A 25,144-nucleotide genomic window follows, 5' to 3' on the forward strand; every position below is an offset into this window, starting at 1 on the left:
CTTGTGCGAAGAAAGGGCGCTTTGCACGGGGCGCCCTTCCAACACTTCAAAGCATAGCAACGGCCTCAGGGTTTGCCGGAGTTCGACGCTTGCGTTCGTCCGCTTTCCCAACCGCCGCCCAAGGCGAGGAACAAATCGATCTGGCTCGCGGCAACCTGGGTGTTGGCGGCAGCCAGTTGCGCCGTGACATCGATGTAGGTGCGGGTCGCCTGCAAGTCCGCCAGAAACGACGCGCGGCCGGCCTGGAAGAAGCGGTGAGTCTGATCAGCGGCCAGTTTCGCCGACTGCTCGGCGTCCGCCAGGGCATCGCGACGTTGCAGCAACGCGCTGTATTGGGCGAGGCCGGTCTGGGTTTCACGAATGGCGTTGAGCACCACACCATCAAAGTGCGCCAGCGTCGCCTGGGCCACCGCTTCGGCTTCACGGATTCGGGCACGGGCGCCGTTGGTCGGCACGGTCCAGGTCAACGACGGACCGAAGCCCCAGCGGTTGGTGGATGGCTCGCCGAGATTGTCCAGGATACCAACGGTGCCAACCGTCGCGCCGATGCTGATGTTGGGGTACAGCTCACCCGTGGCGACACCGATACCGGCAGTCGCAGCCGCCAGTCGACGCTCGGCCTGTCGCACATCGGGACGACGCTTGAGCAACGATGCACCGTCACCCACCGGCACCAGTTGCGCGATTTTCGGCAGTTCGTCGCAGGTGGCGGTGCCTGCCGGCAACTGATCCAGCGGTTTGGCCAGCAACATCGACAAGCGGTACAAACCGGCCTGACGCGCCGCTTCATAACGCGGCATGTCGGCGCGCAGGGATTTGTATTGGGTTTGCGAACGGGTCACCTGGGTTTCGTCGCCTCGCCCGGCGTCGCGCAAGCGCTGGATCAACGTGGTGCTTTGGGATTGCAGGTCGAGCGAGTGCTGGGCAATCTCCCGCTCTTCGTTGGCCGCGCACACCTGGGTGTAGGCCCGCACCACATCGGCGACCAAGGTGATGCGTGCAGTATCGGCGGCAGCCTGGGTCGCATCGGCATTGGCCTTGGCCGCTTCGATGCCGCGCTGCAAGGTGCCGAACAAATCGAACTGGTACGACGCGCTGATGCCGATGTCGCCAATGTTGGCCACCGGCACTTTTTCCGGCAACAGGAAGGCTTCGCCGGACTCCTGCAAGCGCTGGGCGCCCATCTTCACGCCGCCGCTCCAGCCACCCGCCGCTTTGGCCTCATCGACCTGCGCGCGGGCCCGCTGCAGGCTGGCCGCTGCCACGCGTAGGTCGGTATTGGAGGCCAAGGCTTGCTGGACCAATTGGTCGAGTCGCGGGTCCTGATACAGGCGCCACCAATCGTCCGGCACCGGCGCCGAAACCACCGGCTTGCCGTTCACCGCCAGTTCGCCCTGCAAGTCGTTACGCTGGATCGCGGCCTCGTCCGGCAAATGATAATCCGGCCCGACCATCTGACACGCCGACAGCAGCAAGCCTAATCCGGCGATCGCCAAACCCGAGGCCTTGCTCATTGCGCGGGCTCCCGGTTCTTGTCGTCAATGATCGATACCGTCGCGGTGCGCCCGGCAATCATGCGGAAATCCGCCGGCACATCATCGAAGGCGATTCGCACCGGAATCCGCTGGGCCAGCCGCACCCAGCTGAACGCCGGGTTGACGTTGGGCAGCAGGTTATTGCCGCTGGTGCGGTCGCGGTCTTCGATACCGGCGACGATGCTTTGCACGTGCCCGCGCAGCCGCGCACGGTCGCCGACTACCCGGATATCAACGGTCTGGCCGACATGGATGCCGTCGAGTTTGGTTTCTTCGAAATAGCCGTCGATGTGGAACGAATTGCTGTCGACCACCGACAACACCGGCCGCCCGGCACTGACGAATTCCTGCGCGCGTGGTGCGCGGTCGTTGACGTAGCCGTCCACCGGGCTGCGGATCACCGAGCGGTCGAGGTTCAGTTGCGCGCTGTCCACCGCCACTTGAGCTTCCATCAACGCGACTTGGGCGCGGGCCACCCTGGACTGGCTCTCTTCAAGTTGCTCGCCGGGCACCAGATTGCCGAGCCCCTTGTTACGCTTGGCTTCGCGCTGGGCCTGGGCCAGGGTTTCTTCACGGTCGGCAACCGCCGCTTTCGCCTGACGCAAGGCCAGTTTGAAACGGTCCTGATCGATGGTGAACAGCACCTGGCCACGCTTGACGAGTTGGTTGTCGCGCACGTCCACCTGCTGGATCAGCCCGGACACGTCCGGCGCGATCTGCACGATGTCGGCACGGATGTGCCCGTCGCGGGTCCAGGGCGCGAACATGTAATACATCACCATGCGCCAGACTACGACGACGGCGAAGGTCACGATCAACAGGGTCAGCACCACGCGACCGAGGGTTAGAAACGGTTTTTTCATGTCATCAGGTATCGACTGAGTGAATCCACGGCGCCAAGCAGCAAGGCGTAGAGGGCCACGTTGAACAATGCCCGGTGCCAGACCAGACGGTAAAAGTGCAGGCGCATCAGCACCCCGTGCACCAACAGGTACAACACATACGTAATGCCCATCAGCACCAGCAGCGTAGGCAGGAAAACCCCGCTGATATCCAGATCACCAATCATAAAGGCGCTCCATCGATGCCATGGGGAAGCGGTTCTTCAGCGTCGGCAGTACCGACAAACTCGACGCCGGGCAGCAACGCCAGGCGCAAGCCGCTCAAGGCGTGCAGCAGGTGCCGACGGGTTTCATCGTCACCCGCGCCAGCGAGGGCGCGGCGGGTACGGTCGAGGGTCATCAGGAGCGGACTCGGTGCCGGCAGGCGTTCGCCGGCCTTGAGGCATGCCTTGAAATACTCGCCGACCTCGGCCACTACCTGATGCAGTAACGCCTGAGGCGCGCCGTGAACCCGTGGCGTATAGGCGAGCAGATCCAGCAGATTCAACGCCACGCGGACCTCGCGCAGAGCGATGCCGGTGTCCTGGCCGGTCATGGCCAGACGCGGCAAATGCTGCATCAGGCGATCCAGTATCTGTACGCCCAAGTGCCGGTGATCGGCCAAAGTGGCCGGCTCGGTGAGGCTGACGATATCGCGCCAGGCAAAACGGGTCAGGCGCTTGGCCGCCAGCTCGGAACCGAATGGCCGGGCGATCAGGGTCCAGACGAAGGCGAACAGCAAGCCGACCGGACCGGCCAGGTTGGAGTTCACAAAACTGAGGAAGTCCGCGTCATAGGCGCCTTGAATGCTGATGAAAGAAGAGGTGTTGACCAGGGTCAGCAGCATGCCCAGATAAAACTGCGGCTTGACCGTCAGCGTGCCGACGATGATAAAGGGCACGGAAAACGCCAGCACCAGCATCGGAAAATCGTGCAGGTTGGGCAGCACCAGAAACAGGTAAAGGCTGGCGAACAGCACCGACATCGCCGTCCAGAAAAAGAACCGGTAAATCTGCGGCGCCGGGTCGTCCATCGAGGCAAAGAAACTGCACGCCACAGCGGCCAGAATTACAGCGGCGCCGCCGTCGGTCCAGCCCAGCAGAATCCACAACACCGAGGCAACAATGATCGCCATGACGGTGGAAGCGGCGGAATAGAGCATCAGGCCACGATCGAGAAACGGAGTCAGTCGGCCCAGACGCCAGTGCCGATAGACCGCGCGCCAGCTGTCCTGGCTTTCACACTGGATGGCGCGTTGCAGGCTACGGCAGTCTTGCCACAAATCGATCATCTCGCCCAGGCGATACACCGCGTTGGAGAACAGCAGTTGCTTGCGATCATCCAGCGCCTGAGCACTGGGTTGCACGGCGTCGAGCTGATCTTTCAGTGCCTGCCAGCGATCAATGTCGGCGTCTTTATGCGCGAGCCATTCAGTGGTTGCGCTGAGCAGCGGCGCGATCTTGTCCACAAGCTCCGGCGTACGTCGCTCCAGGGCATAGAGCGCGTCGTCGAGGTCATCCACCACCGTCAGCAAGTGGATCATCCGCCCGCGCAGTTCTTTGGTGTTGCTTACGGTTTGCCGCCGCGCACCTTCGTGGGGCAACTGGCCGATCATCAATTCAAGGGTGTTGAAAGTCGCAACCAGCGATGAACGCAATGCGCTGACTTCTTCCGGCTGCACGTTGCGGCTAAGGAAGCGCTGGCTGTAGGTGGAAGCATCGGCGAACCATTTGCTCACCGAGTCGTTGAACACCGGCGCCAGTCGGCGCGGCCAGAACATTGCACCGACCACCGCCGCGACAGCGATGCCAAGGAAGATTTCTTCGGTGCGCGCCTCAGCCACATCCCACACCGCCAATGGGTTATCCACCACTGGGAGCGCGATCAGCGGCAAGGTGTAACCGGCGAGCATCAAGGCGTAGTTGTTGGCGGTGCGCAGGTGCAGCGACAGGAACAGCAGCGTCCCCGTCCACAGCGCAATGACCACCACCAGCACGTAAGGGCTCTGGACGAACATCGGCACGAAACAAACCGCCGCGGCAGCGCCGAGAAACGTACCAATCGCGCGGTACAGCGCCTTGGAAGTAGTGGGGCCGAGAAACGGATTGGAGACGATGTACACCGTGGCCATCGCCCAATACGGACGCGGCATTTGCATGAGCATGGCGATGTACAGCGCGATCATCGAGGCCGCGAAGGTGCGCACGCCGTAGAACCAGTCTCGCGCCGGTGGCATCCCTGAAAAGAAGCCGCTCAAGGGTTGTCGTCCGAAGGTTGTCCGGCCGATTCAAAGGCCTTCAATACTCGCAGTGCGGCTTCCAGATCCCGCTGGTCGATGCCTTCAAGTACCTCATTACGCAATCGCACCAATTCAACCTCGACCGCTTGCACCAGGGTACGACCAGTATCGGTCAGGCTCAGGCATTTGGCGCGGCGGTCCTGGGCATCGGCGGTGCGGCAGACGTAACCGGCGTGGCACAACTGATCCAGCAAACGCACCAGTGACGGACTCTCCATCCCCGCCGCCTGCGCCACTGTCACCTGCCGCACGCCCTCACCCAGACGCCCGATCATCAACAACGGGACGGCACAGGCTTCGGAGATTCCATAGTTGACCAGCGTGGTCTGGCAGATCTTCCGCCAATGCCGGGCGGCCACCACCATGGTGCTGCTGATGTTCATCTGGAGAGCGTCGAGATTATTCGGCACGAGGGAAAACACACACTGTTAGTTTGCTAACTATCAATATGGCATTTGAGGGGATTTTCCGTCAAGTTTTGAAACAAATTGGTGACTACTGACGCTTCATGGCTCGCTCGTAGACTTGGCTGCGCTCGCGCTTTCCAACCGCAACTACAGAAACGACGACGCGCTCTTCAATTACTTCGTAGACCAGTCGGTATCCCGATGACTTGAGCTTGATTTTGTAACAGTCAGGCATGCCATGCAGTGCGTCGGAAGGGATTCGAGGTAGCTCGAGTCGTTCAGCCAGTTTCTTTTTGAACTGCTCACGCAACGTATGCCCCAATTTTTCCCACTCCTTGAGTGCGGATGGCAGGAATTCGAGCTTATAGGTCATCCAGCGTTACCGGGATCGGAGTTTCATTACGCCGAGCGCGAACGATATCCGCCAACGCAAGGTCATCAAGACGCTCGACCATGGCCTCGAAAACATCCGCCGGAACCATGTACCCCATCACTCGATTGTGATTGAGAACCGCGACAGGCCCTCCATGAGCACCATTCAAGACCGCAGATGGATTTTTCTTTAACTCAGACACACTGACAGCCATATCGGCCAGGACACTTTGCATAATTAAGACCTCAAATAAGGTCGTAATTCTGGTCTATTTCTCCTATGGCAGCAATGCAGAAAGCTGCGCTTCATCCGATTTTCATACTCCCCGCCCCTTCCTCAACATTACATCCAACTGATCCACCACCTCCGCCCAATCGGCGTCATCCAGAATTTCACTGCGCAACAAATCCGCCTGGCTCGAGCTCCAGAAAAACGCATCCGCCAGATGCAGTTCGGGTTTGAGCGGTGAATGGGTGGCGATGAATTTGTCGATGCTCTCGGCGTCATCGGCCAGGCCGAGTTGCTTGAACAGGGATGGGAGAGTGTGAGTTGGATTTTCCATGTCGGACTCCTTGGTAAAAGGGTGACCGCTGCGCGGTCAATCGCGGGCAAGCCTTGCTCCTACAGACACGGCGAAACCCTGTAGGAGCAAGGCTTGCCCGCGATGGCAGTAGTCAAAACACTGCAAGATTTAATAACTCAACTCCCGCACCTCCGCATGCGGCACCATTTTCAGGAAGTCCGGCATGTTCATGTGCAGCAGATTGGTGTGGTTGCCTGCCTCCAGATAGATGTCTTTCTGCCGGGTCAGCAGCGGGTCGATGACCACGTCCAGCCCATAAGCCTCGCCCAGGGCCGGTATGGCGCCACGTTCGCAGTCATCGAACAGGTGCGGCAGATTGCTTTCCCGGGACACCTGCCATTCGCCGCTGCTGCGGACTTTGCTCAGGTCCAGATGGCGGCTGGCGGGCAGCACGGCCATCAGGTAATGCCCATGGTGATCATCCAGGATCACCGATTTGGCCACCCGTTCGGCAGGAATGCCCGCGACCCGCGCCGTTTCAAGGCTGCTGGCCGAGTGTGGGTGGGTGACGATGTCGTAGTCGCATTGAGCTTTTTCCAGGCTTCTCAGCACGGTTCTTGCCATACGCATGATGCACCTCGGTGTCCGCACTAACGGCCGGCGGACGATGGCTAACACTTTTCCACGTACTGAAAGTCTAGGCCCGCCGCTGAAATCCAGCGGGAAATCCGCCCATCGGACAGGTCGACATCTGAGCAAAATTCATACAATCGTTCAGTCAACTAAACTGTATACAGAACCACCAGCGACTCTCGCGGAGGGTCACGTGAACACACGTTGTTGTGCCATTGCATTTTTGTTGGCGTTGAGCGGCCAAGCCTTCGCCGCCGACACTGGATTACTGGCTGCCAACCCGGCCGGAATCTGGCTGATCACCTTCGGCATTGCGTTTCTGATCGCCGAGGCAGCCTTGCCCAATTACGGCGTGATCGGCCTGGGCGGGATTGTGATGTTCGTGATCGGCGCGGTGATCCTGACCAACACTGAAATGCCCATCCCATTGATGATCGGCCTGGGACTGATCAGCGCACTGCTGCTGATTTTCCTGCTGATCCGCGCACTGAAAACCCGACCGCGGCAAAACGTCAGCGGTGATGCCGGACTGCTGGGCAGCGTGACGCCGGTTTTGTCGTTACAGGCCGGCGATGCCTGCCACGGTTGGGTGCATTTGCAGGGTGAGCGCTGGCAAGTGTCGAGCGCCAAGCCGTTGCACATCGGACAACGGGTCCGGGTGGTGGAACGCAAGGGATTATTGCTGGAAGTGGCCGCGACTGACGCGGTGGCGGCTGGAGAATAGCCATGGGATTGCAACTGGGTTTTGTCGCACTGCTACTGTTGTTGATCGCATTGGCGGGGGCGACCTTCCGCATCCTGCGCGAATACGAACGCGGGGTGGTGTTCCAGCTCGGACGCTTCTGGCAGGTCAAGGGCCCCGGCCTGATCCTGTTGATTCCGGTGGTCCAGCAAATGGTTCGCGTCGACCTGCGCACCGTGGTCCTCGACGTACCGGCGCAAGACGTGATCACCCGCGACAACGTGTCGGTCAAGGTCAACGCCGTGCTGTACTTCCGCGTGCTCGATCCGCAGAAGGCAATTATCCAGGTCGAAGACTTTCTCATGGCCACCAGCCAATTGGCGCAAACCACCTTGCGCGCCGTGCTCGGTAAACATGAACTCGATGAACTGTTGGCCGAACGCGAACGGCTGAACATCGACATCCAGCAAGTGCTCGACGCCCAAACCGACGCCTGGGGGATCAAAGTGGCCAACGTCGAAATCAAGCACGTAGACCTCAACGAATCGATGATCCGCGCCATCGCCAAACAGGCCGAAGCGGAACGGGAACGACGGGCCAAAGTGATCCACGCCGAAGGTGAACTGCAAGCCTCGGAAAAACTCATGCAGGCTGCCGAAATGCTCGGCCGCCAACCCGGCGCAATGCAGCTGCGTTACATGCAGACGCTGAGTTCGATTGCCGGCGACAAGAGTTCAACCATCGTCTTTCCGTTGCCGATCGAGTTGCTCAAGGGCATGGCGGATTTGTCGTCGAAACCTTGAACAACACTCAGCGTTGCGCCGCCAGCGGATACACCGACTGCCATCCGCCACCCAGCGCCTTGTACAAGCCGACGGCTGCCAGCGACACGCCGGTGGAACTCTCGACCCATTGTTCCTGCGTCGCCAGCAAGGCGCTTTGAACCGTGAGCACGTTGACGAAATCCACCACGCCTTCAACGTATTGCTGTTGCGCGGTTTGCAAGGCGATCTGGTTCTGGCGAACCGCTTCGGCGAGGCTGTCGCGGCGCAGTTGACTGGCGTTGTAGGCGCTCAACTGATCGTCGATTTCATGCCAGGCCCGCAGCACGGTTTGCTGGTACGCGATGGCCGCTTCCTGTTGTTGTGCTTCACGCAGATTCAGCACGCCGCGCAATCGTCCACCGTCGAACAACGGCACGCTGAATTGCGGGCCGATACCGAATGCACGCGAGCCCCACGAACCGAAATCGCTCAGTTGCATGGCTTGCGAACCGACATTGCCCGACAGCGTGATGCGCGGATAAAAATCACCCTTCGCCACGCCGATACTCGCGGTCGCGGCATGCAGTCGGGCTTCGGCTTCGCGGATGTCCGGGCGGCGTTCGGCCAATTGCGAGGGCAAGCCGATGGCGACTTGGCGCGGCGTTTGCGGCACTGGCGCGTCGGTGGATAACTCGGCGGCCAACGCTTGTGGCGGCTCGCCCATCAAAAGGCTCAAGGCGTTGATCAATTGCGCCTGACGTTGTTCCAGTGCCGGCAGTCGCGACTCGATAGCGGCGACTTGTGCGGCGGCTTCGGCGACATCCAGATCGGTCGCAACGCCATCCGACAAACGTAGCTGCGACAGCTTCAAACTGTGGCGAGCGACGTCGAGATTCTGCTCGGTGACGGCGCGAGTGTTCTGCACACCGCGCAACTGGATGTAGCTTTGCGCGGTTTCCGCAAGCACCGACAGCAACACGCCGCGACGGTCGTTTTCCGCGACTTCCAGGGTGGCGTCGGCGGCTTCGGTTTCGCGGCGCACGCGGCCCCAGAAATCCAGTTCCCAGGAGGCGGAAAAACCAGCATCCCAAAGGTTGAACGCGGAATTGCCATTGTTCCCTGACGGGTCCATCAGGCCTTCGCCGCTATTGCGTTTGCGTGTGTAGCTGCCGCCGGCGGCGCTGGTGGGATAGCGGTCAGCTGTCACCACCTGACGTACGGCGCGGCTCTGCTGCAAGCGGCTGCTGGCGAGCTTCAGGTCGAGGTTGTCGGTCAGTGCGCGTTGGCTCAGGGCGGAGAGCTTCGGGTCGTTGAATACTTCCCACCAACGCTCGTTCATCGTCTCGGTGATCGCCTGGCTGGCGGCGGCTTTTGAGGGTTTCGACCACTCGGCGATTTGCTGTGCTTCGGGCTTCTGAAAATCCGGGCCGACGGTGCACGCCGAGAGCCCCATGACGAGTACGGCACAAAAAGTCAGTTGCGGCTGACGGCCTCTTCGCGAGCAAGCTCGCTCCCACATTGAAATGCGGTCCCCTGTGGGAGCTAGCCTGCTAGCGATGGCGCCGGGACGACCAACGAAAATCTTCATCGCTGAACAACCTCATTCGCCCCAACACTGGCCGTATCAATCCGCGCCTCCACCGACATCCCAACCCGCAACCGCTCAGCCAACGGCTGCCCTGGTTCCAGCACGATCTTCACCGGAATCCGCTGCACAACCTTGGTGAAGTTACCGGTCGCGTTATCCGGTTTGACCGACGCGAATGTCACGCCCGTGGCCGGTGCGATGCTTTCGACACGCCCGCTCAGCAACGCGCCGCCAAAGGTGTCGACCCGCACCTGCACGTCTTGCCCAGGCTGCACATTCGTCAATTGGGTTTCCTGAAAGTTGGCCACCACATAAGCCTGCACCAGCGGCACCACAGCGAGCAGTTTGCTGCCCGGCGTAACATAGGCGCCCACCCGCACGGCACGCTCGCCGACCATGCCGTCCTGCGGCGCAACGATGCGTGTGTAGGACAGCTCGTAACTGGCAATTTCCAGTTTCGCTTGCGCTCGTTTCAAGCCACCTTCCGCCGCGTCACGCTGCGCCGTCAGGATATCCACCTGCTTGCGTTCCGCCGCCAGCACCGCCGTGGCGTTGGTCAATTGGGCGCCGGCCTGATCGATGCGCGTACGCGCCTGCTGCGCATTCTGCACCGTGCCCGCACCGACGCCGGCGAGGTGGTTGTAGCGGTTCAATTCATGTTCGGCGAAAGCCATTTCAGCCTTGGCCGATACCACTTTTGCCTGCGCCTGAGCGATCAGCGATGCCTGACGATCGAGCGTGGCCCGAGCGTTTTGCAGTTGTGCCTGCGCAACTAATGATTCGGCAGCGGCGGCTTCGGCGGCAGCGCGCAGATCGCGGTCATCGATCAAGGCCAGCAACTGCCCCGCCTTGACCTGCTGGTTGTCTTCCACCAGCACCTGTTTGATGAACCCGGCAACCCGCGGCACCACCAGGGTGTAGTCCGCCGAGACGTAGGCGTCATTGGTGATTTGTTGCGTGCGCTGGCCAAACAGATTGGGCGCCAGCAGATAAAACAGCACGCCCAGCGTGATCACGACGGCAGCGCCCACGGCCACTTTTTGCTTTGATTGAGTCGTCATAAAAACCTTCAGTTTCAGTGGAGCATTCAGGTCGGTGCACGTGGCGGATAGATCCGTGTCGGCAGCCAGAAAATCAACAGGATCAGCGCCACCGCGACGCCGGCCATACACAGGTAAAGATCGGAGGCTGCCAACACCACGGCCTGCTCATGCAGCCGGTGGGCAAGGCCCGGAGTGTTGCTGTCGACCAGAGGGGAATTGCCGAGGCGATCCACCAGCATCGTCGAGTGAAAGTGCAGGCGCTGGGTGGTCAAGGTTTCCAGCACGCCCGTGGCGATCACCGCCGCCAGGCCTTTCACCGTGTTGAACCAGGACGAGGCGAACGGTCCGTCCATCGGGTTGATGCTGCCGGTCGAAAGCATCAACAGCGGCAGTACCGCCATTGGCTGACCAAAAATCTGCAGCAGTTGCAGCACATAAAAATCGTCGCGAATCCATGCCGATGTCAGCAGTGAACCGCCTATGCAGGACAGCACCAGCATGCTCAGACCGAGCCCCAACACCCAGCGACAATCGACCCAGCGAAGGTTGCACAACGCCGCCACCAACGGCAGCGCAATCAACTGCGGCAGCGCCGCCAGCAGCGTGATCGGCGCGGTCTGCACCGGGCGATAACCCTGGACCTGCGCCAGATAGCTCGACGGGATAATCACCACCGCCGACAACACCACCAGCACCCCGGCCAAGGTGATCAACGCGAACGACAGGTTGCGGATGCCGAGCATCTGCATCTTGAAAAACGGCACCGGCTGCGACCACTCATTGATCAGGAACAGCACCAGCAACAGCGCCCCGCCGACCAGCAATCCGCAGATCAGGCTCGACTCGAACCAGTCCAGCCGATTGCCCTGCAGAATGCCGATCACCAGCATGCAGATCGCTGGAAAACCCAGCAGCAAACCGCGCCAGTTGAACTGTTTGAAACGCTCCAGTCGCAGCGGGTCCTGAGGAATGCCGTAACCCACTGCGACCATGGCAATCAGGCACGGCACGACGATTTGCCAGAAGGTCCATTGCCAGCCGACGTACTCGGTCCAGAGCCCGGCCAGCGGCGTGCCCAGCCCCGGGCCGAAGGTGGCCGTCAGGGTATAACCGGCCAGGCCATACAGTTTCACGTTGGCCGGCAAAAAACGCAGGGCGACGGTCATCAGCATCGGTGGCAGTGCGCCGCCGGCGAGGCCTTGCAGCGTGCGCAGCACCAGCAAACTTTCGTAGTTCGGCGCCAACGGGCACAACACCCCCAGCAGGGTGAAGGCGCCGATGGCGCAGAGGGTGAAGCGCCGCAACGAAAACGTCACCGAGCACCACGGGGCAAACGCCATGGCAGCCACCGAGGTCGCGGCGTAACTGGCGACCAGCCAGGTGCCTTCGTCATAGCCGATGCCCAACGCACCACGAATATCCGCCAGGGCAATCTTGGTCACCGCCTCGTTCAGGCCCGAAACCAGCACCGCCAGTAACACGCCCACCAGGCCGATGATGATCCGCGGACCAAACACCATGGGCGCGGCGGCCGGCATAGGGGCAGCCAAAGGCACCGAGGCCGTCAGGGAGGTCATCGGTTCACAACTCCGAAAATAGAAGGTGGCAGTCTACGAATGCCCATCGCTGACGAAAACTGACTTATCAGCACTTTATAAGTGCGTGGGACGCAGCATTCGAACGACGGCAATCAAGCGAAGACGAGCATCGCCACGCCAAGAGATGACGGAAAAAACTAACACTGCTGCCTGCGCTCAACCACCATCCATAGGTATTAATGGCGCCTTGCGCACCCTCACGGTTGAGCGGCGAGCCACGTCTCATCGCAACAGGTTTTGAGGGTTTCACGCAGCCAGCGATGGGCAGGATCATTGTCGAATCGCGGGTGCCAGGCCTGGTTGAGCACGATGGTCGGCAACGGGATCGGCAGGGTGAACGAACGCAGCTTCAGTCCCAGCCGACGCACGCTCAACAGCGTCTCCCTGGGCACCGGCAGAATCAGGTCGGAGTCGGGCAAGGCGAACATTGCCGCATGGAAACTCGGCGCGATCACCGCCACCCGCCGCTCCAGCCCCAACGCATTGAGTGCCGTATCGATCGGCCCACGAGCAATGCCGCGACGGGACATGCTGATGTGCGAATACCCGGCAAAACGTTCGGCGGTGATTTCCTGATCGAGCAGCGGATGATCTTCCCGTACCAGCCCGACAAACTGGGTGGAAAACAGGTTCTGCACCTTCACTTCCGGCATCAGCGGTCGGTTGTTGCTGACGCTGATATCGATACGACCCTCGCGCAGAGCCTCGTCATCGCCATCGCCTTCCGGCGCAAAACGTAATTCGCAATGCGGGGCCTGACGCTCCATGGCGTCGAACAGCTTGCCGCCGTAGATGCCGATGAAGAAATCGTTGGCGCGGATGCTGAAACGCCGACGCAAACTGCCCAGATCCACCACGCGTGCCGAATGAAACAACTGCGCGGCCTGCTCCACCACATCGCGCACCTGCTCACGCAGCTCCAACGCCTTGGGCGTAGGCACCAGACCTCGACCGGCGCGCACCAGGATCGGATCACCAATCGCCTCGCGAACCCGCGTCAACGTCCGGCTCATCGCCGCCGGGCTCAGGTTCATCCGCCGCGCCGCGCCCACCACACTGCCCTCGTCGAGCAACGCGTCGAGGGCGACCAACAGGTTCATGTCTGGCAATTGCATGGCGAGCACTCGTGACTGATCGAAATTGATTCAGACGCAATGCTAGCAGACGTCCTCCGAATAGAGCGTTGGCGGTGCCGGCCCCATCGCGGGCAAGCCCGCACAGTGATTTCCGGTGGTAGCAGAATTTATGCATCACACAAAAACCTGTGGGAGCGGGCTCGCCCGCGAAGGCGGCCGAATAGTCACCGCATCTATTGGCACCAGCCCAAAAAGCGACTCATACCACTATCAGTTCTGATAGTTCTCAAGCCTCGCTCAAACGAGTAAAACTCAAGACCCGCACCACTGCCGAGAAGATGCTGGTATGACTCAAGCCAGACCTGTTGATCAAGACAACTGCAGTAGGCCACGCGTAGTGCTGCTGGCACCCGACCGTAGTCAGTCCATCATCGGCGAAATCGTCGATGGCCACACTAACCCCATCGCTTACTCTGCTTACGGCGAGCAATCCGCGCAGCAGAACGTCGAGACACGACTGGGGTTCAATGGCCAATTACGTGAAGCAAGCTTTGGCTGGTATTTGTTGGGCAACGGCTATCGCGCCTACAACCCGAGATTGTTGCGGTTTCATAGCCCGGACAGCTGGAGCCCGTTTGGTGGGGTGGGTTGAATGCGTATATGTATTGCGTGGGGGACCCTGTGAATCGGTCGGATCCGACGGGCCATTGGGGCGTACTTGCGTTATTTTCCAGAGTAAGAGAGATCGGAACAATTGGTTACGTGACTTCCACCCTGGGAACAAGCATGAATCTTGCTTCCTTAGTAGCTGGTCGCGGACAACTCACGCTGGCAAATGGACTAGGGACGATATCCGGGATGACAGGTATGGCTGCTGGACTTGCAACCATGTTTGATTTCGCTCCCCAAGCATCTCAAGTGCTTTCCGCTACTAGTGTGATAACGGGAGCCGCGTCTTCGTATCTGGGTACTCGTTCGATTCAGCGGATAGTCAGGCATGCCGAATGGTATGAGGCTCCGTTCAGCAGACCTAGGGGTAGCCCTCCCGATTACTTCGATCTTTTTCCCCGGCGGGCCTCGATCGAAATGCCATCGTCACCACCACCCTACCCCCTCAATCGCTCAACGCTATTGCCAGCATCGGCAGGTGAAAAGCCGCCTTCATACTCAAGACAAGACCCAAGCTTGTTCTCGACGTCGATGCCAGACGCAGGCAATTCTCGGAATCTACTATCTATTCCAGATCCAATCGGAGTATTGGGAACGCCACCTCCGGGATATCAAACTCGACTTCGTCTAGTACTCAGGAATCGTATGGATGGGCTTTCTACTTCGAGCACCATACGACAAAGAAGGTAGAACCACGTTTAGTTTTGTGACAGATTCACCTCACCGCACCATCCCCCACCGCCTAACCGTCACCCGCTCCAACGAATCAAACACCAGATTCTCCACCAGCAACCCAATCAGAATCACCACCGCCAACCCGGCAAAAACCTTGTCGGTATACAGCTCATTACGATTCTGAAAGATGTACCACCCCAACCCGCCCTTCCCACTGGTTGCACCGAACACCAACTCAGCGGCAATCAACGTGCGCCAGGCAAACGCCCAGCCGATTTTCAGGCCGGCGAGGATCGACGGCAGCGCTGCCGGGATCAGGATGAACAACACGAAACGCATGCCCTTGAGGCCGTAATTGCGACCAGCCATGCGCAGGGTTTCCGAAACGCCGAGGAACCCGGCGTAGGTGTTCAGCGCCAGCGCCCACAGCACCGAATGCACGAGCACGAAAATCAGGCTGTTCTGCCCCAGGCCGAACCACAGCAGCGCCAGAGGGAGCAAAGCAATCGCCGGCAACGGGTTGAACATCGAGGTCAGCGTACTGAGCAGGTCGCGACCGAATTGCGTCGACGCCGCCAGCGTCGTCAGGGCAAACGCCAAGACGATGCCGATCAGGTAACCCTTGAGCAGCACCACCAGTGAAGTCCACACCTTGCCCAGCAATTCACCGCTGAGCAGACCGTCGTACAGCGCATGAGCGGTTTGCACGAAACTCGGCAGCAGCAAGTCGTTATTCGTATAACGCGAAGCGGCTTCCCACAGTACCGCGAGCAAAATCAGGATCAGGCTTTTGCGCAGCCAGCCCTGTTGCCACAGACGCTGGCCGAGGGGTAATTCACGCTCCAGCGGCACGCTGGTCAGTGGCTGCAGAACCGTTTCGAACTCTTCACGCGGGGATGATAAATGGCTCATCGGGCCCTCCTCTCAACTGGCTCAATAAGCGATGCGGATGTCGGCGAAATCCAGCTCGCGTTCGGTTTCCGGCGACTGGCCTTCATCGAACAACAACCGATGGATGCGCCGCGCCGATTCCTGAAACGCCACGCCGCCAAGGCTGTGCAAATCGTATTGATGGCTGTGCACTTCCGCCCGCACTCGGCCCGGATGCGGCGACAGCAACAGGATGCGGTTGCCCACCACCAACGCCTCTTCAATGGAGTGCGTGACGAACAGCAGCGTGAAGCGTACTTCCTCCCAGAGCAGTAGCAATTCTTCCTGCATCTTGCGTCGGGTCAGCGCATCGAGGGCGGCGAACGGTTCGTCCATCAGCAGGATTTTCGGCTGCATCGCCAGCGCCCGGGCAATCGCCACACGCGCTTTCATGCCGCCAGAAAGCGTGTGCGGATAGGAGTCGGCAAACGCCGCCAGACCGACTTTTTCCAGGTAGTGCAGCGCCCGCTCTTCGGCCTCTTTACGCTTGAGGGTTTTCGAAGTCAGCAGTGGAAACATCACGTTCTGTTTGACGGTTTTCCACGGCGGCAGCTGGTCGAACTCCTGGAACACCACGATCCGGTCCGGCCCCGGCGCATCAACGCGCTGACCTTGCAGACGGATCTCGCCTTCCACTGGCTGGATGAACCCGGCGGCGGCTTTGAGCAACGTCGACTTGCCGCAACCAGACGGCCCGAGCAGGACGAAGCGGTCTGCCGGATCGATCTCGAAACTGACTTGATGGGTCGCCCGCACCACACGCTGCGGCGTGCGGTATTCGAGGCTGACGTTATCGACCGACAGCAGCGCCTGGGCTGCCGCGATCGGTTTGCTGACCGTGTGGCCTTGCAAAGGGGCGTTCATTTCGGTCAGCTCCCTTGCAGCGGTTTGGCATCCTGGAAGAAGTAATCCTTCCACGAATCCGGTTTGTTTTTGATCGCGCCGACGCGGTAGAGGAACTCGGCCAATGGGTAAGTGTTTTTCGGCGTAACGCTAAATTCGAACTGCGGGTTGTCGATGATTTTCAGCAGCGCGGCGCGGTCGATTTTGGCTTTGGTGACGCGGATGTAAGTGTCGGCTGCCGCGCCTTTATCGTTCTGGGCAAACGTGGCTGCTTCGGTTAGCGCGTCGATGAAAGCTTTGTAGGTTTTCGGGTTTTCGTTGCGGAATTTCTCGGTGGCAAACAGCACCGTCGGCGAGTTCGGGCCGAGCAGGTCATAGGTGTTGAGCACCACGTGCACATTTGGATTGCTCAGCGCTTGATCCTGGAAGGGCGGATTGGAGAAATGCCCGGTCAACTCAGTGCCACCAGCTACCAGCGCGGCGGTCGCATCAGGGTGCGGAACGGCGATGGTATACTTGTCGAGGCGGTTGAATTCCTTGTCGCCCCATTGCTTGGCTGCCGCGTATTGCAGGAAGCGCGACTGCACCGAAACACCCACGGCCGGCACGGCAATGCGGTCCTTCTCGGTGAAGTCGGCGATGGTTTTGACCTTCGGATTATTGCTCACCAGGTAGTACGGAAAGTTGCCCAGGGACGCCACGGCTTTGACGTTCTGCTTGCCGTGGGTGCGATCCCAGATGGTCAGCAGCGGACCGACGCCGGCACCGGCAATGTCGATCGAGCCGGAAAGCAACGCATCGTTGACCGCCGCGCCGCCCGAAAGCTGCGTCCAGTCGACCTTGATGTCGATGCCTTCCTGCTTGCCGTACTTCTCGATCAGGTTCTGATCGCGCACCACGTTAAGCAGCAGATAAACGATGCCGAACTGTTCGGCGATGCGGATTTCACCTTCGGCATGGGCCACAGTCGGCGCCACCAGGCTGCCGGCGATCAGGCTGAAACCCAGGCCGATGGCGGCGGCCAGCGGTGCAAAGGGAAGACGTTTGGACATGATCAAATCTCCGGCAAATCAGAAAGGCGCGTCGCCCTGGATGGTGGTGCGATACAGCTTGCGGCGCAGATAGCTGGGGCATCCGGCGGCGAGGTGGATCAGCGAACGGTTGTCCCAGAACACCAGGTCATGGGCCTGCCATTGATGGCGGTAGATGTTTTGCGGCAGCACGCTGTGGGCGTAGAGCTCAGTCAGCAGCTGCTGGCTCTCGTCCTCCGGCAGGCCAACGATGCGGGTGGTGAAACCTTCGCTGACGAACAACGCCTTGCGGCCGTTTTCCGGGTGGGTGCGCACAACCGGGTGCACCACTTCGGCGACTTGAGCGAGCTGCTCCGGTGTCAGGGTCGGGCGCCAGTTGCCTTCAAATTTGGTCTCGCTGTAACGCGCCGTGTAGGAGTGTGCGGCCGAACGACCTTCCACCGCTTTGCGCAGCGCTTCGGGGAGGTTGTCCCAGGCTTTGTGCATGTCGGCGAATAGCGTGTCGCCGCCCTCGGACGGCAGTTCCTGAGCGTGCAGCATTGAGCCCAGGCTCGGCAGTTCTTTGTAGGAGAGGTCGGAATGCCAGAACTTGCCGGCATCACCCAGGCCAATGTTCTGGCCGTTCTCGACGATGTTGGAAACGATGAGGATTTCCGGGTGGTTGGCCAGCAAAAACTGCTTGAGCACATGGATCTGCAACACGCCAAAACGGCGGCTGAAATCGATCTGTTGCTCAGGGGTTATGCGCTGGTCGCGGAACACCACCACGTGATGATCCAGGTGCGCGCGGTGAATGCGGGCGAAGTCCTGATCATTGATCGGGCGGGACAAATCGAGGCCGATGATTTCGGCGCCCACCGCACCGCTGAACGGGCGGATTTCAAAGTGTTGTGGCGCGATGGCTGGCGATGCGGATACGGCTGACATAAATCACTCCCACGCACGGCACGCTCAAGGGCGCGCGCGTCGATCAGAAACTCACGGAGGTCCCGTGTTGGTTCGTGTCGTGCGGCGCGCCGATTGGTCGGCAGGTACGCAGGAGAGTGACTTTATAGATATAAGCAGACTATTTTAAATACCGTTAGCGAATAACCATATGGCTGATTTCGCCTATGCTGCTGACAGCATGACGCGGTTCTTCTCAGAGGGATGTTCCATGTTCTACGTGCAACGCAATACAGACGGACAACTGATGCGCGTGGAAGCCGAAGCCTACGCCGAATCCACGGAAACGCTACCGGCCGACCACCCTGACCTCCAGGCCTGGTTCGCCAATGAAGTCATGGCCACCAGCCTCAAACAGCTCAAGCAAATCAAACAGCTCAAGCAACTGCAGAACAGCGACCTGGAGATGATCCGGGTACTCGACGACTTGATCGAGGTGCTGATCAGCAAAGGCGTGATCCTCGTCACCGACCTGCCGGCGCCGGCACAGGCCAAACTCATGGACCGGAGCCAGGCGCGGGAGGCGTTGGGCGGGTTGAGTCACTTGGTGGGTGATGATGAGGATGGATTGATCTGAGCGTTTTCTTCATCGCCTGCACTGACGCCATCGCGGGCAAGCCCGCTCCCACAGTGATTGCCGGTGGTCGTAGAATTTGTGCATTACACAAAAACCTGTGGGAGCGGGCTTGCCCGCGATGACGGCCTCACAGACGACTAAAGCCCCAAAGCCCTACCCCCAAGGCTTCGGCTCACCGACCAACCGCCCCTGAACCCCGTACACTCCCATCTCGCGAATCACCGCCAGCTCACCCTCAGTCTCGACCCGCTCGGCAATCAGCGGCAGATCAATGCTGTGGGCCGCACGCTGAACCGCTTCGATGAACAAGCGCTTGTCGCTCTCCTGATCGATCGCACGGATGTAGCTGCCATCGATCTTCAGGTACGCCAGACCGAGCCGCGCCAGGTTGCCGATCATGCTGAAGCGCCCGCCAAAATGTTGCAGGCTCAAAGAGAACCCGAGCTCGCGCAATCGTCGCGTCAGGTCTTCAAGCACGGCTTGATCGGGCAGTTGTTCTTCGCCGATTTCCAGTGTCAGCCTCGATCCCAGATTGGAATGCGAATGCAGCAGTTCGAAGACCGAACTCAACGCCTGCGGGTCTTCCAGGGTTGCCGAAGACAGGTTCAGCGCCAGCGACGATTCGTGGTCGGCCATCTGTTCCAGCACCAGTTCCAACATCAGGCGGTCCAGCCGCGCCGTCCAGTCGAACCGCTCCAGCCACGGCAGGAAGCGCCCGGCCGGAATGCTCTGGCCCTGGGCGTCGATCAGCCGTGAAAGCACTTTGTAATGCAGCACTAGTTGCGGATCCTGACTGGCCACGACCGGCTGGAAAAACAGGATGAACCGCCGCTGATTCAACGCCTGATCCAGCAAGTTGTGCCAGGCATGGTGATCGTCGCCGACACCGGCCAAGGCGCTGTGATCGAGGCAGACCCAGTTCGAATCGGTCTGCCCCTCAGCCTGCGCCAGCGCCTGATCCGCCAGTGCGAGCACGGCTTGCGGGGCGTCTCCATACACGAACGGCGCCAGCCCGATCGCGGCCACCGAGGCCACGTCCGTCGCGCCGGTCGCATGCAGGCTGGCCATGGCGCTGTCGAGGTGCTGCGCCAGTTGCAACGCTTCTTCGCGCATCAACCCCGGCGCCAGCACGGCAAATTCGCCACCTCGAATCCGCGTGACCAGGTTCAGCGTTTCCGGATACCGAGCGCACTCTCGAGACAGCTGCTCGCCGACTGCCTGCAAGAACTCATCTGTACGTTGACCACCCAAACGCTGGTTAAGGCCCGCCAGATCCTGCACCCGCAACAACAGCAAATAGCCGGAGCTGGCCTGCTCGGGGTTGCTCACCCGCGCGTGCAATTGCATCTCGAAATAACGTCGGTTGGCCAAACCGGTCAGGTTGTCCTGATAGGACTCGACCCGCAGTTTTTCACTGCGCTCGGCCTGTTCCTGAAACAGCGCCTTGAGCTTCTCGACCATCTGATTCATGGCCTGCACCACGCGCCGCAATTCCGGTGTGCGCGGCAGGTGCGGCAGGCTGAGAAACTCACGACGGGCAATGGCGTGGGACTGCTGAACCATGTAATCGAGCGGTTTCAATTGCCGACGCAACAACAGCGCGCCCAATATCGCGCTGACCACACCGCAGATCAGCAACCAGGCGAGACTGCCCAAGGCGCTCCGCCACAGCTTGGCGAGGGCAAACATCGGATGGCTGACCACCTCGACCCGCGCCGCCTGCTCCCAGCCACGGCTGACGATCGCATCGCCACCAGCGGGTTCCAGGCCGATCAGTTTGACGAACCAGTCCGGCACGCGGGTATCGGCCGGGATGCCGCTGCGCTCCACCAGTGTCTTGTCGTTGGACAGATCGACCACGCGGATGCTCGCGTAGTAACCGCTGTCGAAGATCGAGCTGACCAGCAACTCGGTCATCGCCGGGTCGTCGATATTCGGCGTCAGGGACAGCGCCAGCGCCGTCGCCGCGTCCTGGGCGTGGGAGCGCAACTGGTTGACGTATTGGGTACGCGAGCTCTCGAGGCTGACCATGAAGCTGCCGGTGAAGGCGACGACCAGGAACAGACAGATAGCGATCAACAGCTGTTTGAACAATGACATCTGTGGGCGTGCTCCTAGTGAGTCGTCTCGACCGGGAATCCTTCGGCCTGCATTTTCTTCAGCACATCCTGCCAACGGGACAGGCGCTTGGTGTCACCGACCTTCTGATTGCCCTTCGCACCCGGCAACCACAACCCCTCTGCATTGAAAGAGTAGACCGGCAGCAGATCCTTACGTTGGCTGGCCGGGCGGATATCGTCGATCAGGCTGTCGAGCACCAGCGGCATGGCGTCCGGCGTCGCGTAGTAGGTCAGCACCATGTGCGCGCGGTTCAGGCGCAACGCCTTTACGTAGGTAATGCGCAGCTTGTCACTGGCGATGCCGAGGTGACGCAGGCTGAAGTACTTGGCGATAGCGTAGTCTTCGCAATCGCCGGCGCCTTTCCACAAGGCTTCGATCGGGGTTTCCCAATAATCGGTCTGATGCCACAGGTCGATGTCTTCGACGTAGCGCACACGCTGGTTGAAGAACCGGTTGACCCGGTTGAGCTGTTCCAGCTCGCTGACCTGCTTCTGGGTCGCCAGCAAGTGTTGCCAATCATCAATGCGCTGCTGACCTTCGCCCGAAGGTCCGTACAATGCCTGCGCCCGACGGCTGATCAGGGAAAAATCCCAATCGGCCAGCACACTGCCCAGCATCATGGCAGCCAGCAGCAACGCGCCGCACAGCCAGCGCAACATCCGGGAGATGGGGAAACGTACCGCCAATGCGAGGCATCCAGGGTAGGCAGGTGGAAGTCAGCTGATGGTGTAGGTTAGCCCGGCAAAAGACAATGGCACGGTGAGATCACAACGGCGCGCTAAACTGAAGGGAAAGCGCTCCGTTGCGCGTTTGACAAGGTGTCAGGGTGTTACTAGTGTCAGTTGGATCCAAAAAAAAACTCAGTCATTCAGGGTGCGCAGTAGTGACACAAAAGCCCAATCCCCTCAGCAGTATCAAGGTTAACGGGCCGATTCCCGCTCATCTGGCGCGCTCGGTGATCGAACAAACCCTGCGCTCGGCCATTCTCGATGGCCGCCTGCCTTGCGGTATTGCCCTGCGTCAGCAGGACCTGGCCGACCTTTTCGGTGTCAGCCGCATGCCGGTGCGCGAAGCCTTGCGCCAACTCGAAGCCCAGGCGTTGCTCAACGTGGTTGCTCATAAAGGCGCAGTGGTCGCGCCACTGGTTCAGGGCGATGCGGCGGAAACCTACGCCCTGCGCATCCTGCTGGAGTCCGAAGCCTTGCGCCTGTCGGTCCCGCTGCTTGAAATCGCCGATCTGGAACAGGCTGCCGGCTACATCGACGCGTTGGAAACGGAACACGATTACAGCGAAATCGGCCGGCTCAATCGCCTCTTTCACATGTCGCTTTACTGCAAGGCACCCAATAAACGTCTGCTCAGGCTGGTTGAAGACGGGTTGAACGAGGAAGAACGCTTTCTGCGCTTCAACCTGGAAGCCATGGGCCTGGGCAAATTGTCCCAGGAAGATCACCGGGCCATGTTGCGCGCCGCCGAAGAGCGGGATGTCGAAGGCTCGGTGAAGTTGCTCGTACATCACCTCAACCGTGGGGTGGAGGTCATCACCCGTTACCTCAACAGCCCTGAAGCACAGAGCCGAAAAACCTCGAAGTAAACCCATGATGAGGGAGCTTGCTCCCTCTCGGCTGTGCAGCAGCCAGACCGCTTGAAACCGAACGATCCGCTTACAAATCTTCCCCCTCTACAGCCTTCCCCGATCCCCCTGGCTTCGGTGATAGCGGCTGCCTTGAATTACGCTCACTGTTGGGGTGCCGACACCAATGAACGGGCGACGCATCGCCAGCGCGGCGCAGTCCCTGCACCAAGAACCTACGGAAGGAGCCTTGTCACGGGAACGGAAGAATCGGCGTCACCCCCAGCCAACTTCCACCCCCTCAGATCACGTCAATGAGTTCAATAAGAAAGTTGCTTCGAGTGAGGCATTCACTCTTTATCTTGAATTCTGACTTATATAAGACGGAAGGAGCAGCCACGCCCAAATAAAATTTGAACAGAAAGTTTTATTGAAACTTGTCACGCCCGAGAAAGTTTAACTTTTAAATATTAAATAAAATAACTTGCCCAGAACTTTATTTATGAACTAGCTTTTCCACGCCGCCATTGACGCTGGCTGCAAAGCCCTAAAACAGAGACACGCAAGCAACTAAAACAATCAATTCGATTGAGGCGCACGCTCGCCAACATAAAACTTAAAACCGCAGAGAGCGGGTGATCACGCCTTCACATCAGACCACCTAGAGGTTCGCCAATGAAAACAACTAAAGAGCATCTTGAACAAAAGAAAGCCGAACTGAGTGCGCATCCGATTTTCGCCGAAATTCATTCGCTTGCGGTGTTGCAGCGCTTTATGGAAAGTCATGTGTTTGCGGTGTGGGACTTCATGTCGCTGACCAAGCGTTTGCAGCAGGAGCTGACCTGCACGCAATTGCCCTGGCTGCCACCGCGAGACCCGCAGGCGGCACGGTTGATCAATGAAATCGTGCTGGGTGAAGAATCCGATGACCGTCCGGCCCAAGGTCACTACAGCCATTTCGAGCTGTACCTGGATGCGATGCGTGAAGTCGGCGCGAGTACCGCCGCCGTCGAGCGCTTCGTGGCGCTGCAACAGGAAGGCGTGAGCTACGACGTGGCGTTGCAAAGTGTCGAGGTCGACCCGGCAGCCGCACGGTTCGTGCGCCATACGCTGCACATCGCGCTGCATGCGCCGGGGCACAGCGTTGCGGCGGCGTTCCTGCATGGTCGCGAAAGTGTGATCCCGCAGATGTTCCAGCGCATTCTCGACGACTGGGGGATCGGTATCGAACAGGCTCCGACCTTTCGCTACTACCTCGAACGGCACATCGAAGTCGATTCTGAAGACCACGGCCCCGCCGCGGAAAAACTCCTCGCCCGCCTGGTCGATGGCGACCCGCAGCGCGAGGCAGACGTGTACGCCAGCGCCATCGAAGCCGTGGAAAGCCGCATTGCTCTGTGGGACGGCCTGCGCCTGAGCATGAGCGAATCACTGGCGGAGGTGAACGCATGAACGCCGCCGACTATCTGTCGTTCGCCGACGCCTGGGAGAGCCGCGCCACCATCCGCACCCGTCCGCGTCGCATGCTGGAGAACGACGACAAACTGATCTATCCCTTGAGCCGGCAACCGCTGGTGCTCAGTGAGACGTTTCTGCGCGAATGCCCGGAGCAGCGCGACTTCGCTCTGGTGCAGACACTCTACAAATTCATCAACGACGTGGTGATTTTCGAAACCGAGATCGTCGACAAGACCGCCCGCAGCATCGCCAAGAATCGCTTCGCCGTGGCGTTCCCGTTCGCCTGTCGCTACGACGCGATGACCGTGGTGGTGGATGAGGATTACCACGCGCTGGTGGCGATGGACTTCATGCAGCAGACCGTCGCCATGACCGGCATCACGCCCATCGGATTGCCCGACGAAATCGAGTTGAGCCGGGCGATCCCGGCGGCCATTGCACTGGCGCCGGAGCATCTGCGCAGCGCCGTGGAGCTGATCTGCGTGGCCATCGCCGAGAACACTGTGACCGGCGACGTGGCGGCATTCGCCAAGGACGATACGGTCAAGCAATCGATCAAGGGCTTGATGGCCGACCACTTGCTCGACGAAGGCCGGCACTCCGGATTCTGGTCACGGATGGTGCGCATCTACTGGCACACCGCGAGCGACGACGACCGCCAATTCATCGCACACATCCTGCCGGTGTTCGTCGGTCACTACCTCACCAACGACATCCAGAAGTCCTTCGACTTTCGCCTGATCGACGCCTTGCAGATCAGCGACACCGCACGCCAAGCCCTCAAGAGCGAGGTGTCCGGGCTGGCCTTCCCGATCAACCGGCATCACCCGCTGGTGGCCAACATCGTGCGGTTTTTCCGCAGCAGTTCGCTGCTCGATTCGCCGTGCGTGCAAAACGCCTTGAGCGACTACCTGATTTGA

The 25,144-nt window shown here is 60.0% G+C and carries 26 protein-coding genes; 7 read left to right on the plus strand and 19 right to left on the minus strand.

Annotation, left to right across the window (positions count from 1 at the left end):
* Positions 1-65: 65 nt before the first annotated feature.
* From ACM110_RS09035 to ACM110_RS09075, 9 genes are all read right to left on the minus strand, one after another.
* Positions 66-1,514 carry an efflux transporter outer membrane subunit gene (locus tag ACM110_RS09035; RefSeq protein WP_416127487.1) on the minus strand — a complete coding sequence of 483 codons (1,449 nt, stop codon included), beginning with the start codon at positions 1,512-1,514 and terminating at the stop codon, positions 66-68.
* Positions 1,511-2,398 (minus strand): efflux RND transporter periplasmic adaptor subunit, encoded by an 888-nt coding sequence (locus ACM110_RS09040; protein ID WP_416127488.1) that lies wholly within the window; start codon positions 2,396-2,398, stop codon positions 1,511-1,513. The genes ACM110_RS09035 and ACM110_RS09040 overlap by 4 nt, the downstream gene beginning before the upstream one ends.
* Positions 2,395-2,604 carry a DUF1656 domain-containing protein gene (locus tag ACM110_RS09045; RefSeq protein ID WP_338584109.1) on the minus strand — a complete coding sequence of 70 codons (210 nt, stop codon included), beginning with the start codon at positions 2,602-2,604 and terminating at the stop codon, positions 2,395-2,397. The genes ACM110_RS09040 and ACM110_RS09045 overlap by 4 nt, the downstream gene beginning before the upstream one ends.
* Entirely contained in the window at positions 2,601-4,673 is a 2,073-nt protein-coding gene (locus ACM110_RS09050; RefSeq protein ID WP_416127489.1) for an FUSC family protein, read from the minus strand. The genes ACM110_RS09045 and ACM110_RS09050 overlap by 4 nt, the downstream gene beginning before the upstream one ends.
* The gene (locus tag ACM110_RS09055; protein WP_416127490.1) at positions 4,670-5,098 is read right to left on the minus strand and encodes a MarR family winged helix-turn-helix transcriptional regulator; all 429 of its coding nucleotides are present in this window, start codon (positions 5,096-5,098) and stop codon (positions 4,670-4,672) included. The genes ACM110_RS09050 and ACM110_RS09055 overlap by 4 nt, the downstream gene beginning before the upstream one ends.
* 112 nt (positions 5,099-5,210) lie before the next feature.
* Positions 5,211-5,495 (minus strand): type II toxin-antitoxin system RelE family toxin, encoded by a 285-nt coding sequence (locus ACM110_RS09060; protein WP_416127491.1) that lies wholly within the window; start codon positions 5,493-5,495, stop codon positions 5,211-5,213.
* On the minus strand, positions 5,485-5,730 hold the full coding sequence (locus tag ACM110_RS09065; protein ID WP_338584105.1) for a type II toxin-antitoxin system Phd/YefM family antitoxin: 246 nt from the start codon (positions 5,728-5,730) through the stop codon (positions 5,485-5,487). Before ACM110_RS09065 ends, ACM110_RS09060 begins: the two co-directional genes overlap by 11 nt.
* Positions 5,731-5,811: 81 nt before the next feature.
* Positions 5,812-6,057 (minus strand): DUF2789 domain-containing protein, encoded by a 246-nt coding sequence (locus tag ACM110_RS09070; protein ID WP_416127492.1) that lies wholly within the window; start codon positions 6,055-6,057, stop codon positions 5,812-5,814.
* A gap of 129 nt (positions 6,058-6,186) precedes the next feature.
* Complete coding sequence (locus ACM110_RS09075) at positions 6,187-6,648, minus strand: YbaK/EbsC family protein (RefSeq protein WP_338584103.1); 462 nt, start codon at positions 6,646-6,648, stop codon at positions 6,187-6,189.
* Positions 6,649-6,844: 196 nt separating this feature from the next.
* Here ACM110_RS09075 and ACM110_RS09080 point away from each other — a divergent pair, with 196 nt between their 5' ends.
* Both ACM110_RS09080 and ACM110_RS09085 read left to right on the plus strand, forming a co-directional pair.
* On the plus strand, positions 6,845-7,375 hold the full coding sequence (locus ACM110_RS09080; RefSeq protein WP_416127493.1) for an NfeD family protein: 531 nt from the start codon (positions 6,845-6,847) through the stop codon (positions 7,373-7,375).
* A 2-nt stretch (positions 7,376-7,377) separates the two neighbouring features.
* Positions 7,378-8,136 carry a slipin family protein gene (locus tag ACM110_RS09085; protein WP_218440998.1) on the plus strand — a complete coding sequence of 253 codons (759 nt, stop codon included), beginning with the start codon at positions 7,378-7,380 and terminating at the stop codon, positions 8,134-8,136.
* 7 nt (positions 8,137-8,143) lie between these two features.
* On the opposite strand, the gene ACM110_RS09090 is transcribed toward ACM110_RS09085, so the two are convergent.
* The 4 genes from ACM110_RS09090 to ACM110_RS09105 form a co-directional block, all read right to left on the minus strand.
* Positions 8,144-9,685 carry an efflux transporter outer membrane subunit gene (locus ACM110_RS09090; protein ID WP_416127494.1) on the minus strand — a complete coding sequence of 514 codons (1,542 nt, stop codon included), beginning with the start codon at positions 9,683-9,685 and terminating at the stop codon, positions 8,144-8,146.
* Positions 9,682-10,746: an HlyD family secretion protein gene (locus ACM110_RS09095; protein ID WP_416127495.1), complete on the minus strand. Its 1,065-nt coding sequence runs from the start codon at positions 10,744-10,746 to the stop codon at positions 9,682-9,684. Before ACM110_RS09095 ends, ACM110_RS09090 begins: the two co-directional genes overlap by 4 nt.
* 26 nt (positions 10,747-10,772) lie before the next feature.
* Positions 10,773-12,305 carry an MFS transporter gene (locus ACM110_RS09100; RefSeq protein WP_416127496.1) on the minus strand — a complete coding sequence of 511 codons (1,533 nt, stop codon included), beginning with the start codon at positions 12,303-12,305 and terminating at the stop codon, positions 10,773-10,775.
* 218 nt (positions 12,306-12,523) lie between these two features.
* Positions 12,524-13,441 carry a LysR family transcriptional regulator gene (locus ACM110_RS09105; RefSeq protein WP_416127497.1) on the minus strand — a complete coding sequence of 306 codons (918 nt, stop codon included), beginning with the start codon at positions 13,439-13,441 and terminating at the stop codon, positions 12,524-12,526.
* A 358-nt stretch (positions 13,442-13,799) separates the two neighbouring features.
* Between ACM110_RS09105 and ACM110_RS09110 the strand changes: the two genes are divergently transcribed.
* Positions 13,800-14,054, plus strand: a complete 255-nt coding sequence (locus ACM110_RS09110; RefSeq protein ID WP_416127498.1) for an RHS repeat-associated core domain-containing protein — start codon at positions 13,800-13,802, stop codon at positions 14,052-14,054.
* Between the two features lie 737 nt (positions 14,055-14,791).
* Here ACM110_RS09110 and ACM110_RS09115 read toward each other — a convergent pair.
* The 4 genes from ACM110_RS09115 to ACM110_RS09130 are packed head-to-tail and all read right to left on the minus strand — an operon-like array spanning position 14,792 to position 18,477.
* Positions 14,792-15,658, minus strand: coding sequence for an ABC transporter permease (locus ACM110_RS09115; RefSeq protein WP_416127499.1), 867 nt, complete (start codon positions 15,656-15,658; stop codon positions 14,792-14,794).
* A 21-nt stretch (positions 15,659-15,679) separates the two neighbouring features.
* On the minus strand, positions 15,680-16,540 hold the full coding sequence (locus ACM110_RS09120) for an ABC transporter ATP-binding protein (RefSeq protein ID WP_416127500.1): 861 nt from the start codon (positions 16,538-16,540) through the stop codon (positions 15,680-15,682).
* 5 nt (positions 16,541-16,545) lie between these two features.
* The gene (locus ACM110_RS09125) at positions 16,546-17,571 is read right to left on the minus strand and encodes an ABC transporter substrate-binding protein (protein WP_416127501.1); all 1,026 of its coding nucleotides are present in this window, start codon (positions 17,569-17,571) and stop codon (positions 16,546-16,548) included.
* A gap of 18 nt (positions 17,572-17,589) precedes the next feature.
* Complete coding sequence (locus ACM110_RS09130; protein WP_416127502.1) at positions 17,590-18,477, minus strand: TauD/TfdA dioxygenase family protein; 888 nt, start codon at positions 18,475-18,477, stop codon at positions 17,590-17,592.
* Positions 18,478-18,706: 229 nt separating this feature from the next.
* On the opposite strand from ACM110_RS09130, the gene ACM110_RS09135 reads away from it, so the two are divergent.
* Positions 18,707-19,072, plus strand: coding sequence for a tryptophan synthase subunit beta (locus ACM110_RS09135; protein WP_416127503.1), 366 nt, complete (start codon positions 18,707-18,709; stop codon positions 19,070-19,072).
* 153 nt (positions 19,073-19,225) lie between these two features.
* Here the strand turns inward: ACM110_RS09135 and lapD are convergent, their stop codons facing one another.
* Both lapD and lapG read right to left on the minus strand, forming a co-directional pair.
* The gene (gene lapD, locus ACM110_RS09140; protein WP_416127504.1) at positions 19,226-21,172 is read right to left on the minus strand and encodes a cyclic di-GMP receptor LapD; all 1,947 of its coding nucleotides are present in this window, start codon (positions 21,170-21,172) and stop codon (positions 19,226-19,228) included.
* 14 nt (positions 21,173-21,186) lie between these two features.
* Positions 21,187-21,879, minus strand: a complete 693-nt coding sequence (lapG, locus tag ACM110_RS09145) for a cysteine protease LapG (RefSeq protein ID WP_416127505.1) — start codon at positions 21,877-21,879, stop codon at positions 21,187-21,189.
* A gap of 197 nt (positions 21,880-22,076) precedes the next feature.
* Here lapG and ACM110_RS09150 point away from each other — a divergent pair, with 197 nt between their 5' ends.
* From ACM110_RS09150 to ACM110_RS09160, 3 genes are all read left to right on the plus strand, one after another.
* Positions 22,077-22,787 carry a GntR family transcriptional regulator gene (locus ACM110_RS09150; protein WP_416127506.1) on the plus strand — a complete coding sequence of 237 codons (711 nt, stop codon included), beginning with the start codon at positions 22,077-22,079 and terminating at the stop codon, positions 22,785-22,787.
* A gap of 654 nt (positions 22,788-23,441) precedes the next feature.
* Positions 23,442-24,218, plus strand: coding sequence for a DUF3050 domain-containing protein (locus tag ACM110_RS09155; protein WP_416127507.1), 777 nt, complete (start codon positions 23,442-23,444; stop codon positions 24,216-24,218).
* The gene (locus ACM110_RS09160) at positions 24,215-25,144 is read left to right on the plus strand and encodes a diiron oxygenase (protein WP_416127508.1); all 930 of its coding nucleotides are present in this window, start codon (positions 24,215-24,217) and stop codon (positions 25,142-25,144) included. The genes ACM110_RS09155 and ACM110_RS09160 overlap by 4 nt, the downstream gene beginning before the upstream one ends.

This window comes from Pseudomonas sp. NFX98 (assembly GCF_047784845.1).
Taxonomy (GTDB): domain Bacteria; phylum Pseudomonadota; class Gammaproteobacteria; order Pseudomonadales; family Pseudomonadaceae; genus Aquipseudomonas.